Source organism: Ruminococcus gauvreauii, assembly GCF_025151995.1.
GTDB lineage: Bacteria > Bacillota > Clostridia > Lachnospirales > Lachnospiraceae > Ruminococcus_G > Ruminococcus_G gauvreauii.
The window spans coordinates 3,343,062-3,356,394 of record NZ_CP102290.1 but is presented as its reverse complement, the minus strand read 5'-3'; the positions used below and the strand labels follow the sequence as shown (position 1 = coordinate 3,356,394).

The 13,333-nt window shown below is 49.4% G+C and carries 11 protein-coding genes; 1 reads left to right on the top strand and 10 read right to left on the bottom strand.

All coding sequences use genetic code 11. The annotated features are described in order from the left end of the window. Positions 1 to 17 precede the first annotated feature (17 nt). The 9 genes from NQ502_RS15855 to NQ502_RS15815 form a co-directional block, all read right to left on the bottom strand. Entirely contained in the window at positions 18 to 632 is a 615-nt protein-coding gene (locus NQ502_RS15855) for a YesL family protein (protein WP_028527417.1), read from the bottom strand. Between the two features lie 251 nt (positions 633 to 883). Beyond that, entirely contained in the window at positions 884 to 1,810 is a 927-nt protein-coding gene (locus NQ502_RS15850; protein ID WP_028527418.1) for an ABC transporter ATP-binding protein, read from the bottom strand. Then, positions 1,810 to 2,754: an ABC transporter ATP-binding protein gene (locus NQ502_RS15845; RefSeq protein WP_028527419.1), complete on the bottom strand. Its 945-nt coding sequence runs from the start codon at positions 2,752 to 2,754 to the stop codon at positions 1,810 to 1,812. Before NQ502_RS15845 ends, NQ502_RS15850 begins: the two co-directional genes overlap by 1 nt. Positions 2,755 to 2,766: 12 nt before the next feature. After that, positions 2,767 to 4,329: an ABC transporter substrate-binding protein gene (locus NQ502_RS15840; protein ID WP_028527420.1), complete on the bottom strand. Its 1,563-nt coding sequence runs from the start codon at positions 4,327 to 4,329 to the stop codon at positions 2,767 to 2,769. Positions 4,330 to 4,380: 51 nt separating this feature from the next. Next, a complete protein-coding gene (locus NQ502_RS15835; protein WP_028527421.1) occupies positions 4,381 to 5,211 on the bottom strand; it encodes an ABC transporter permease in 831 nt (276 codons plus the stop codon). Then, on the bottom strand, positions 5,208 to 6,170 hold the full coding sequence (locus NQ502_RS15830; protein ID WP_028527422.1) for an ABC transporter permease: 963 nt from the start codon (positions 6,168 to 6,170) through the stop codon (positions 5,208 to 5,210). The genes NQ502_RS15835 and NQ502_RS15830 overlap by 4 nt, the downstream gene beginning before the upstream one ends. Positions 6,171 to 6,183: 13 nt before the next feature. After that, positions 6,184 to 6,918, bottom strand: a complete 735-nt coding sequence (locus NQ502_RS15825) for a class I SAM-dependent methyltransferase (RefSeq protein WP_028527423.1) — start codon at positions 6,916 to 6,918, stop codon at positions 6,184 to 6,186. A 95-nt stretch (positions 6,919 to 7,013) separates the two neighbouring features. Next, positions 7,014 to 8,882 (bottom strand): heavy metal translocating P-type ATPase, encoded by a 1,869-nt coding sequence (locus NQ502_RS15820; protein WP_028527424.1) that lies wholly within the window; start codon positions 8,880 to 8,882, stop codon positions 7,014 to 7,016. A 91-nt stretch (positions 8,883 to 8,973) separates the two neighbouring features. Next, entirely contained in the window at positions 8,974 to 9,930 is a 957-nt protein-coding gene (locus NQ502_RS15815; protein WP_028527425.1) for a uroporphyrinogen decarboxylase family protein, read from the bottom strand. Between the two features lie 215 nt (positions 9,931 to 10,145). Between NQ502_RS15815 and NQ502_RS15810 the strand changes: the two genes are divergently transcribed. Next, the gene (locus tag NQ502_RS15810; RefSeq protein WP_028527426.1) at positions 10,146 to 11,684 is read left to right on the top strand and encodes a PucR family transcriptional regulator; all 1,539 of its coding nucleotides are present in this window, start codon (positions 10,146 to 10,148) and stop codon (positions 11,682 to 11,684) included. 49 nt (positions 11,685 to 11,733) lie between these two features. Here NQ502_RS15810 and hcp read toward each other — a convergent pair whose 3' ends face one another. Further along, entirely contained in the window at positions 11,734 to 13,332 is a 1,599-nt protein-coding gene (gene hcp / locus NQ502_RS15805; protein WP_028527427.1) for a hydroxylamine reductase, read from the bottom strand. Position 13,333 lies beyond the last annotated feature (1 nt).

The window sequence follows — 13,333 nt, the reverse complement described above, 5'->3', positions numbered from 1 at the left end:
TTGTATGATGCTGCAATTTATTCTTCAATATCTTTCAGCAGTGTTTTCACTGTCAGATTGGCTGGAATCGAAAATCCGAACGCGCATAGCAGTAACACTGCCAACGGCAGATACTGTGACAGAAACAGCAGTCCGAAAAGCATCCCTGCCCATACCACAAACAGCACCAACGTTGTCGGGAGCTTGCCAAGCGCGTACCCGAACGCGTACTCCAGATATCCCCGGCAGGAATTCTCATACAGCGCCATCGTCGGGAACACATACATCCACGCCACAGCCCACATGATCAGAATCAGGTTCAGCACAACCCTTCCGGCCGTCGCGAACGTCCCATCGAACGAATACAGGACCACGAAATTGATCACCAGCGTAACAAGTACAAGCAACATACCACCCCATATAATCGTGGCTTTTTTGAAGTTTTCCCTGAAGGCTGTGAAGAACGTATGCAGAATCAGCGGCTCCTTATGCTGCTGATACCGCGCCAGCACCGTATACATCGCCGTCGCAGACGCCCCCACCGTGATAATGGGCAGACTGCAGAGGAGAAACAGCAGGTTGGCAGCAGATACATACATTATCGATCTGCAGGCGTTCATAATGCCTCCGTCATAGTTGAACAGTGTCTTCATAATATCATTCTTCCTTTCTCTTCTCATATCTATTGCGTGATCATCTGTCATCTTCTGTATATACATATTGTAGCAGGCAACAGGTTCACAGGCAAAGAAGAATCTTGGGAGAATGATTCACAATATTGCGGCATATGACAATATGATGTTGGGGCCAAACAGTTTCAGGCAAATTCGCTGTCTTATCCATGCGGGTATTCCGGACTGCTTTCTGCTGATTAAGCCACGTCCAGAAAGCCTCCGGAATCTTTCTAAAAAGCAGACAGATGGCATCTGATTTCTCTCCCCTGATCTTTCCTGATCTCAGGCATTTCGTCACCGCATATACTCACCGCCCTGCTGCAGAACTCAAAATACTCACATCCCGCTGATCCCGGTTCACGCAGACGTTCCACCGAAGGAAACTGACAGGAACCGCCTGCGGTAAGGGGCAGCACGGATGCCAGCAGCTGTTTGGTGTAGGGATGTGCAGGATCGTTAAGAATCTCTTTTGCCGCCCCCATTTCTACAATTCTGCCTGCATACATCACCGCTATGCGGTCACAGACCGATGCAGTCAATGCCAGGTCATGAGTGATAAACAGGAACGAAACGTTCCGCTCCTGCTTTAAACGATGCAGCAGCTGTATTACCTGCGCCTGTATCGAGACATCCAGGGCACTGGTAGCCTCATCGAAAATGATGAGTTTGGGATCACAGAGCAGCGCCCGGGCAATGGCTGCCCTCTGGCACTCGCCGCCGCTCAGATTTATAACCGGAACATCGGCATACGCGGTTTTCAGTCCTACAAATTCGATCAGCTCCAGTGACTTTTTTTCAAGCTCCTTTCTTCCCCAGAGGTGATAGGAATCCGCCCCCATCATCACCGACTGAAGCACTGTATACCTGGGATCAAAGGAATCCTTCGGCGACTGAAAAACCATCTGAAGATCCCTTCCGGCACATGTCAGCCTTCTTCCCGCATTCATCCTTTTTCCGTTGAAATAAATCTCGCCCTCATCCTCGCGTATCAGGCGGGCGATCATATTGGCAGTCGTGCTCTTTCCGCATCCGCTTTCCCCGACCAGGCCCAGGCACTCACCCTCGGCGATTGAAAAATCAATCCCCTTCACCGCCGGAAAAACAGTTTTCTTTTCGACAAAGCTCTTCTTCAGTCCTTTTACTTCCAGTAGATTCATCACACGCCCTCTTTTGTCACATTGCAGGCCGTCCAATGCGTTTCGGAAAACTTTTGCATCCCGGGCATCGTATCCCGGCAGGAAGCCCTGGCCCGGCAGCATCTGTCGGCGAAAACGCAGCCCTTTATTTTCTTTCCGAACTCAGGCGGCATGCCTGCAATACCTTTCGGTAACGTTCCGTCCATCCTGGGAACTGCCCTCAGCAGTGCCTGTGTATACGGATGGGCCGGATTTTCCATGACATCAGCCGTTGTCCCGAATTCTACGATCCTCCCTCCATACATCACGGCAACTTTATCGGTCAGCTGTGCGACCACACCCATGTTATGTGTTACGATCAGCATGGAGGTCCCGAAATCGTCCCGTAAAAGACGCATCAGACGGATCACTTCCGCCTGTGCCGTTACATCCAGGGCGCTGGTGGGCTCATCCGCAAGGATTAGTTTCGGGTGGTTCATCATTGCAGCAGCAATCGCGATCCTCTGACACATTCCCCCCGACATTTCAAAGGGATAGGACTTCAGTATCCTTCCGGTATCCTGCAGCCGCATTCGCTCCATCAGGCTTTTCGCCTGCGCAAAACAGGCATCCTTCTTCATTTCCGGATGGTGCATGTACACAGTCTCATAAAACAGATGACCGATCGTCTTCATCGGATCCATAGACATCGCCGCATTCTGAAAGATCATTGCGATATCATTTCCTCTGACAGTTCGCAGTTCCTTCTTTTCCATGACTGTTATATCTTTTCCCTCAAAGATAATGCTCCCGCCTGTAACCGATGCAGCAGGGTCCAGGCGCAGAACGGACGCAAGAGCGGTGCTTTTTCCGCTCCCGCTCTCTCCGACGATTCCCACGATCTCTCCTTTTTTCACTTCCAGGCTGACATCCTGTACGACCGTAACATCTCCGTATGAAACATATAGATTTTCTAATGATAGCACGCAGTAATCCTCTTATGATTCTTCAATCGTTGTGTTGGCATCCAGCAGATAGTATTCCGAGGGGTTTGTCTTAAGGCCTTTAACAGAATTTCCCATGACATAGATATATTTAGAGTGTCCCACGACAATGTATCCCGCATCCTCAAGAATCAGTCTCTGCACTTCTTTTGCAAGCTCCACCCGTTTGTCAGCATCAAATTCCCGGTTCATCTGTTCGATCACAGCATCAACCCCGGCATTTGAGTAATGTCCATAGTTGCTGCTTCCGTCAGTCTTAAAGGCAATATTTGCAAAATACAATGGATCACCGGTCGGTGTCATGGTAAAGCTGATCATCATCAGATCAAAATCTCCATTCTCCTGCTGTTCCGCAACTGACTCATAGATTTCCACCTGCAGGTCAATGCCGATTTCTTTCAGTTTGGACGCCATTTCTTCACAGTACATGCCGAGTTCCGCCTTGGTGCTGTAGGTAACGATCCGAAGAGAAAGCGGTTTCCCGTCTTTTTCCAGAATCCCGTCCCCGTCGGTATCCCTGTATCCGGCTTCATCCAGCAGCTTCCCGGCGCCCTCCAGGTCATAGTCATAGCCTTCTCCGTCATCCGCACCAAAAGCCATAAAATCAGGATACAGTCCTCTGGTGGGAACAGAAGCTCCCTTATTCAACACACTTGCATAGCTCTCTTTATCAATACTCATACTCAGTGCCTTACGGACATTGATGTCTTTGAGAAACTCATTTTCATAGTTCATGAAAATGACTTGTCCCCGTGACCCAGGCACCCCGTCCACATGATACCTGGACGTATCGGAAAACAGCTCCAGGCTCGTCCCGGGAATGCTGACTGACAGATCACTCTCTCCCGTCTGCTGCGCCATTGCCAGTGAATTCGTATCGGCGATCACATTGAATGTCACTTCCTTAAGCTTTGGTTCACCACCCCAGTATCCATCGTATCGCTCCACCTTCGCCTGTTTCTTCACTTCATAACTCACTGCCTTGAAAGGTCCCGTGCCTATCGGCTGCTGTGCGATGGTATCCGGTTCGGTGACATCATAGATGCCGGTCAACGGTTCCGAAAGTCCATTTACAAATGCCGGAACCGGCTCCGACGTCGTGACTGTCAGAATCTGACCATCCGCCGTCATGGACTCAATGAAGAGCAATTCATTCATACGGGCATTTACATCCATGGTCCTTTCCCAGCATGCTTTGACGGACTTGGCCGTCACAGGCTCTCCGTTCTGGTACGTTACATCATCCCGAAGCGTGATCACCCAGGTGGTTTCATCTTTCATTTCGCATGAATTTGCAAGAAAAGGCTGCGCTTCCAGATTTTCATCCAGCTTATACAGAGTCTCTGTGATACCATATCTGGAAGTATACCAGCTGTTCCAGCTCTCTGCAGGATCCAGACTGGTCGGGCACTGGGTATCTGCAAATACCGCACTCTCCCGGTCCTCTTCGGTGTCTGCCTGGGATTTTTCAACCGCATTTGTATTATGATTCCCACATCCCGCCAGCATCATGACTCCCATGACCGCTGCCAATACTCTCACTGTACCTTTTTTCATCATCTTCTCCTCATGTTCTTTCTTTTGTTATTATCAAAGCAACCTATTTCATCACACTCCTGTCGAACGGTCCAGTATATCTCTCTGTTTGTCCCCAAACAGATTAAACAGCACCGCCGTCAGGAAGATCGCTGCTCCCGGGATCAGTACCAGGCTGATATTTGTCTGCATATAATCCTTGCCGGTATTCATCATGGCACCCCATTCCGCCATCGGTGATTTCACCCCGACGCCCATATACGACAGGGCCGCCACTTCCATGATCATCGCCGAGATGCCGAGGCTGGCGTTGACAATCAGCGGCGGGATAATGTTGGGAATGATATGCCGGACCATGATCCTCATCCTGCCTTCTCCACATACCCTTGCCGCCCGGATATAGGTCCGTCCCCTGACGCTCAGTGTCAGACTGCGGGCCAGTCTGGCATACTCCGCCCACTCAACCAGGCATAACGCAAGAATCGTATTCCGGATGCCGATCCCCAGCACTCCTGCGATGGCAATCGCCAGAATGAATTTGGGAAACGCCTGCATGATCGTGATGATCTTGGTCAGAATCCGGTCCGCGATCCCTCCCGTATATCCGGAAACCACACCGATCGCCGTGCCGATTACAAATACGATGCCAATGATACACAGACTGCTGAAAATAGAAACTCTCGCCCCGTATAAGATTCTGGACAGCATGCAGCGCCCCATCGGATCCGTTCCCAGCGGATACTGACGGCTCGGTCCCTGCAGCGCATCACTTAATTCTGTGTGATACGGATCGTTCGGTGCGAGCACAGGCGCCGCAAGCGCAATCACAAAAAGAAGCAGGATCAAAACTGTCATCGCATAAAAAGAAGCAGGATACCGCCTGCTTTTCTCTCTTCTTTTCATCGCGCTCCCCCTTTTATCCTGGGATCAATGACCGCACTGAGCAGATCCACCACAAAATTCACGAGTAAAAATATCACAGCCACCCATAATACAAATCCCTGGATCATAAAGTAATCCAGCCGGCTCACCGATTCGATGGCAAGCTTTCCGATCCCGTCCCATGAAAAGATCGTTTCAATGACGGCTGCCCCTCCCAGCATGACTCCAAAATAAATACTGCACCACGTCAAAATCGGGACCAGCGCATTTTTCAGCACATGGGAAAATAAAATCGTCCTTTCGTCCACACCGCGGGCAGCCGCCCCTTTTACATAGTCCTGATTCAGCTGTTCCAGGACAACCGCCCTCACCTGCCGCGTCAGCTTGGAGGAACACTGGATCACCAGCACCGCAGCCGGCAGGACCATCCCCTTCCAGTCATTCGAAGCTATGACAGGAAAAACCTGCAGCTTCAGGCAGAAAATCCACAGCAGAACCAGTGAGATAAAAAAGGAGGGCATGGATATTCCCAGAAATGAGAATATTCGGACAATATTGTCCAGCAGCCGGTCCCTGTAAACCGCACAGTAGACCCCCAGCGGAACGGATATCAGTACAGTCAAAACAAGTGATGCCAGCGTCAGGCTCAGTGTCGGAACGATATGTTTCGCCAGTTCTCCGGCGACCGGTGCCGACGTCGTCATGGACTTGCCCAGATCCCCCTGAAAAACCCTGATAAGCCATGTCCCGTACTGTACGAGAAACGGCTTATCAAGCCCCATCTTTTCCTCCTGCTCTCTGATCGCCTCCTCGGAAATCTGTCCCACGTTGGCATCGCCTCCCGTCAGCCAGATCTCAGCCGGGTTGCCGGGAGCCAGGTACAGTATCAGAAATGTTACAATTGTAATGCCTGTCAGCACCAGAATCGTCTGCAGAAGACTGGATATCACTTTCTTACCTGTATTTTTCCATTTATTCATCGAATTCCCTTTTCTACTTCTGAACACATACCAGGAACTCCGGTGTTTTCGCATACTGCAGCTGTTCGATCTCTGAATATACGATCGGATTCAGTTCCGTCTTACAGGACACCTGTCTTGGGTTCAGTGATTTCCAGAACTCTCCGTCCCATTTTGGACGTTCCTGATATGTAAGCGGAAATTCTGCCGCAAGGCGTTCCATCTCATTCGCTTTTTCATATACAAATCCGGACTGTTCTTTCACATACCGGCGGAATGACCGATACTCCTGTGCCTGTCTCTCATCTCTCAGATAACCATACCACTCCGCATCAAAATAAAGCAGGCATCCGTCCTTTTTCAATATCCGATACCAGGATTCCAGCACCTTTTCCGGTTCCAGCTGCATCCACGTCACATCCCTGGCGACGATCATATCCATGCTGCCGTCCGCGAACGGAAGCTCATCCCCCGTCTGCAGAAAACAGATATCAACTCCGGCCTGTCTGGCATTTTCCTGGGCACACCGCAGCATCTCGGCATTCTGGTCCACTGCAGTCACCTGATATCCCTCTTTCGCGAGCAAGATCGCAAAAAATCCAGGTCCCGTGCCAACATCCAGAATCTTTGTATTCTTTCTGTCGGGTGCATACTGCAAAAGCAGGGATTTCCATTTGTCATAACAGCTGGTGAGCTGAAACTGATTCTGCTGACTGTAGCTCTCGGCCCTGTCGCTCCAGTAATCGGTAATTTTTTCTTTTATGTACATACTTTTTCACACTCTCTTCTACAAAATATGACAGCTTTCTGTTTTATCTTACAAAAAAGAGGAGTCCCCCACAAGCCCCGTGGGGGGTTCCTCTTTCATCTTTTTTTCCATGTCAGCAGAACTGCTGAATTTAAAATGACTGCCACTGAGCCTGCATTGTGTACCAGCGCTCCGACAACCGGATTCAATATCCCGGTGATCGCCAGGACGATCGCAATAAAGTTTAAAGACAATGAGAAGGCAAGGTTACACTTGATCGTAATCATCATCCGTTTTGCCAGATAAAATAAATATGGGATTTCTCTGATATCATCGTTGACAAGTACAATATCAGCCGCATCCACCGCGATGTCACTTCCCACACCGCCCATGGCGATTCCGACACACGCTTTCTTCAGAGCCGGCGCATCATTGATGCCATCCCCGATCATACACACCTGCTTTTCCTGTTTTTGATAACTGTCTATCCATATCAGCTTATCTTCCGGCAGGCAGTTCGCCCTGATTTCATCAATATGCAGCTGGCCTCCTATGTGTCTTGCAGCATTTTCATTATCCCCGGTCAGGAGAACCGGTGTTACTCCCGCCTGCTTCACGCCCAGAATAGTCCGCGCAGCACTATCGCGCAGTGTGTCCGCCAGTGCAATAAAACCTGCTGGCTCCTCATCGACCGCTAGCATGATCACGGTGCATCCCTCATCCAGATACTGCTTTATGTTATCCCCCGCAGATTCCGGTACCGGAATCTGATTTTCCGACAGTAATTCCAGATTTCCGGCAATGACGTGTGTCCCGCTTAGCATTGCCTTTACACCGCGCCCGGGCAGCATCGAAAACTGCTCCGGCTCCGGAATTTCCGGTTTTATATTTTCCTTAAAGCAGCGTACGACTGCTTTCCCAAGCGGATGCTCAGAACGCAGTTCAGCAGATGCCGCGTAAGTATAAAGCTCATGTTCCGTAAGTTCATCTTTGAAGCTGTGAACAGCTACCACCTGAGGTGTTCCGTACGTCAGTGTCCCCGTCTTATCAAACGTGATATATCCCGCCGACGCGAGACGCTCTAACGCATCTCCTTCCCGCACAAGGAAACCGTGCCGCGTAGCATTTCCGATAGCCGCCATAATGGCTGTTGGTGTTGCAAGAACCATCGCGCACGGGCAAAACACAACAAGGATCGTTACCGCACGGATCAATTCACCTGATATCATCCAGGTAAGAGCCGCGGCAGTCAGGGCAATCACCACAATCCAGGTCGCCCAGCGGTCCGCAATCCCGACGATCCTTGCCTTTCCCGCATCCGCTGACCGGACCAGCCGGATCATACGCTGAATTGAACTGTCTTCTTCTGCTTTTGTCGCCTCCATATCAAAAGAGCCAAACTGATTGACAGTGCCGCTGGCCACCTCGTCACCGGCCGTTTTATCAACCGGCAGTGATTCGCCGGTCATGACCGCCTGATTGACAGAAGTCTGACCTGCTTTGATTATACCGTCAACCGGAACCGTCTCACCCGGCAGTACCCGCAGGATATCACCCACCTGCACCTCTTCCGCAGGAATGATAGTTTCCTGTGTTCCCTGTATCCTTCTGGCTGTCCGGGGAGTCAAATGTACAAGCTTTTCAATGCCCGCGCGGGCTCTGGCTACTGTCAAATCCTCCAGCAGAGCTCCGAGCTGCATAATAAAGGCGATCTCACCTGCTGCGAAATCTTCCCCGATGATCATCGAAGCGATCAGCGCAATGGATACCAGGACATCAGCCCGGATATCAAAGGCGGTCACGAGACCGATTACCGCTTCTAAAATAATGGGAACACCGCATAAGATAACTGCCACCCACGCCATATCAAAAGAAAATGGGTCCAACTTAAAGATACTTGCCAGTAATGCCGCGGCAGAAATCAGAAGAAAAATGATATCCTTCTTGATTCCTCCCCATTCCAGTAATTCCTCCAGTTTTTTCATGATATCCCCTCCCACCATACCCCTACAGGTATATGCACATTATACCCATAGGGGTATAGTTATGTCAAGAGAATACTGAAAAACTGATTTGTTATCCCAGACGCGTTCCTTCCTGCCTGAGAATTCTCAGCTCATCAGAACATGCCTCATAGTATTTTGGCTCAAGTAATACATACGCGGGAACATAACCTCCAAACCGTCCGATCTGACGGATACGATTGCGAAGCTCACAGCGAATGTCCTCTTCCGTCGTGGCCGGAACGTTGAGCGCCTGGGCATTCAGCCCGCCGCTAAACGAGAAATACCTTCCATGCTTTTCCACGATCTGATCCAGATCATTACAGACCATGCACGGCTCCCATCCGTCAAATCCGCACTCCACGAAATCATCCATCAGGGTATCTACTTTGCCGCAGCTGTGCATAATGGCGATACATCCTTTTGCATGGATGCTGTCCGCAATCCGTTCCAGCCTGGGTTTGAAAAGCTTTCGGAATATCTCCGGTGAGATAAACGTACTGATCTGCGTGCCAAAATCATCACTGTGGGCAATGGCATCAGCCCCCATATAATCAATAAGTTTGCCGTACAGCTTGATTTTATAACAGGTTAAAGCCTCCACCAGTTCCTCATAAGCCTCCGGCTCCTCATACAGCGCTATCAAAGCCTGTTCAAATCCCATCAAAGCATGCGTGCGTTCAAATATGCCCTGTGGTATCAGATAGTAATTGGCAATCTTATCACGGTCTTTGAGAACTCCCCATTTATCAGCGATGGCATTCCAGTCCACGGCATCTAAATCAGGAAATTTCACTGTCTCGCGCCATTTGGTGATGTCCCCAAGCAGTGCCCGGCCGGGAGTGGGCGCCGGCATGCCGGGACCATCGTCAGAGGATGTCCAGTGGACACCGAACCAGTCATAATCGTTTTCCACCATCTCCCCGATTTCAGCCTGTCCGATTAAATACCGGAAATCCTTCAGCATATCCGGTACCCATTCAGGCTGGTTAACGGTCAGCGTGCGAAGCAGGTTTTCTTTTGCGTTCATAAATTTTCCTCCTTAACATTAATTGTATTTATTTTTATTTATTGTAGATTTTTTAATAGAAGAATACTATCCGCAAAACAGAGACGGTTTTTTATACTGACACTTCAGTTTGTCGGGTGAGGTTAAGCTGATTCAGTTGAATCTCTGAAAAAAGGAACGTATAATAGACTTAGCCGAACATGACCATAGTTCCTATATGAAATTGGGGAGGACAGATGAGAGTAAGTGCGTGTCTGATAAGAGATGAATTGGATGACAGAATCACCGTATGCAGGGAAGGACTTGGATATGAAGAGCCTGTATATTCTGCACTGCGAATTTACCAGGGCGATGCCTGTATGACATCGGAATATGTATATCTTGTTACGGAAGAATCTCTGACAGGGAATCCGGAAATCGAATCAGGCTCCTGCCTGATCATAACAGGAGGCTGCAAAACTGTACCTGACTGGGCAAAGCATACGGGCTGTACCATCCTTGTGATGAAGGACTGTACATTGGAGACAGCGCTGAATTGCATGATTGAAATATTTGACAGATATAACCGTTGGGCAGAGACTCTGCAGGACTGTATCAATAATCACGGGGCTGTCCAGGATATGATAGACGCGAGTGAAGACATTTTCAAAAATCCTCTGTTTCTCTGTGACCAGGATTACCGTTATCTGGCAATGACACGGTCAGGCGGTGACCGGGCGAGCAAAGATGAAATGATAAATCAGGAAGTCATGTGCAGCTTTCGGTTTGAACCGGAATTTCAAAAGCTCTGGAACAGTTCTTCAGCATTCTTATATACCAGTCAGTTCCTTCCATACAGAAATCTTAGTTATCGTGTAAGATGCGAGGGAAACATTACCCTCGGACTGAATTTACAGGAAAGCCTGCAGACCTTCAGGCGAAGTGACAACAGTCTGTTGGAATGTCTCGGGAAATATATCTGTATGTATTATAACCAGAATTACTGGCTGCTCTGCCAAAACCACGAAGAGAAGGACTCTGTTTTTAAGGATATTCTGGAGGGGGCGCCCGTTGAAGCGGGAAGGCTTTACAGAGTACTGCACTCGCTGAACTGGAAATCAGATCAGGATTATCGGATATATTGCCTGGAAATTACAGAGCAGGAGAAGAATTACCGTTTTGTCCAGATTCAATGCCATCAGATAGAAACTGTCTTTCATTTTGCCTTCGCCTGGGAGTATAAGAGCCATATTGTTGTTATTGTAAATGATTCACTCCTTGGGAATTCCGACAGGCAGGAAGATGCTGCTCTGCGAATCTTTATCCGGGAAAACTATATGAAAACAGGAGCCGGAAGACTTGCCGAAGGAATCCGGGCCATCAGAAATTCCTACCTGCAGGCGGTCTCCGCACTGGAAGCAGGGAAAAGAAAACATCCGTCCAGGTGGTATTACGAATTTTCCGAATATTGCCTTGCTTATATGCTGTATCACTGTATCGGTGATCTTCCCCCGGAAGCACTTGTGCCGAAAGGACTCCTGCAGATGCGGGAATATGACCGGCAGAATAAAACCAGTTATCTGCTGACTCTCGAAACTTATTACCATGAAAAGTGTAATGTCAGCAAAGTAGCAGACGTATTGTACGTTCACCGGACCACCTGCCTGGAGCGTCTGAGAAGAATCAAACAATTTCTGAAAATGGAGTTAGACGATCCCCAGAACAGAATCTATCTGATACTGTCCATCGAAATTTTAAAAGACCGGACAGATGAAGAACAGCTTCAGACACCCTGATAACAGCCGCGCATGAGTCAATTGTCTATCATGCGCGGCTGTCTTCATTTTATGACTGGGCAAGGATCTCTTTCAGATCTTCTTCCGGAGTCGTGATCGGGGCAATATTGTAATTCTCCACCAGGAAGTTCAAGACATTCGGCGATACAAACGCCGGCAGAGTCGGTCCCAGTTTGATATTTTTGATCCCCAGGTGAAGCAGTGTCAGCAGAATACAGACTGCTTTCTGCTCATACCATGAGAGTACCATAGACAATGGAAGTTCATTGACTCCGCAATCAAATGCTTCCGCAAGTGCGGCAGCTACTTTGATCGCACTGTATGCGTCATTGCACTGTCCCATATCCATAAGCCGCGGCAGGCCTCCAATAGTGCCCAGATCCAGATCGTTGAAACGGTATTTTCCGCACGCCAGTGTCAACACAACCGTATCCGCGGGTGTCTGACGAACAAATTCCGTATAATAATTCCGGCCGGCACGGGCTCCGTCACAGCCCCCAACCAGGAAGAAATGTTTGATCGCTCCGCCTTTTACTGCCTCGATCACCTGATCAGCAGCTTGCAGGACAGTACCATGGCCAAATCCGGTCATGACCGTTTTCCCGCCGTTGATGCCGGTAAACTCTTTATCTTCAACAAATCCCCCCAGTTCCAGTGCCTTTTCAATCACAGGGGTAAAGTCTTTGTCTTCTCCGATGTGAACCATCTCCGGATAAGACACCATCTCTGTCGTGAACACCCGGTCGGCATAACTGTCTTTCACCGGCATCAGGCAGTTTGTTGTAAACAGGATCGGTGCCGGCAGGTCTGCAAATTCTTTCTGCTGATTCTGCCATGCAGTACCAAAGTTGCCTTTGAGATGAGCATACTTCTTAAGCTCCGGATAAGCATGCGCGGGCAGCATCTCACCATGCGTATACACATTGATCCCCTTGCCTTCCGTCTGCTCAAGCAGCAGCTTCAGATCATACAGATCATGGCCGGTGATCACGATGAACGGTCCCTTCTCCACGGATAACGACACTTCAGCCGGAGCCGGCGTTCCAAATGTCTCAGTATTTGCGCGGTCAAGCAGCTCCATACAGCTTAAATTCACTTTTCCTGTTTCCATCACCAAAGGAAGCAGTTCTTCCATTCCCCAGTCCTCTGCGATGGCTGAGAGCGCCTTGTAAAAAAAGTTGTTGACTTCTTCATCTGTGTAGCCCAGAACCGCTGCGTGATAGGCATATGCAGCGACGCCTCGTATGCCGAACAGAATCAGTGATTTCAGGGAACGGATGTCCTCCTGGTCACTCCACAGTTTCTCCATATCATAATTTTCCGTATCTTTGCACGGGGAGCCGCATGCGCTGCAACCCGGCACAACGATCGTCTTCTCACCATTTACGCGGCCGATAAGGCTGCGAAGAGTCTCATCATTAAAATTAACATTGGTAAGGGTTGCAAACAATCCGTCGATGATGATCTGATCTGTATTCTCTGTTTTGGGATTGCCGGCGCAGGCACGGGCCAGTCCGATCAACGCCCCTGTCAGCTCATCCTGCAGTCTCGCCGTACCTGCGGATTTACCGCAGACGCCCGCATTACCTGTACAGCCGGAACACCCTGCTGTCTGTTCACACTGAAAACAAAACATTTTTTGACTCATA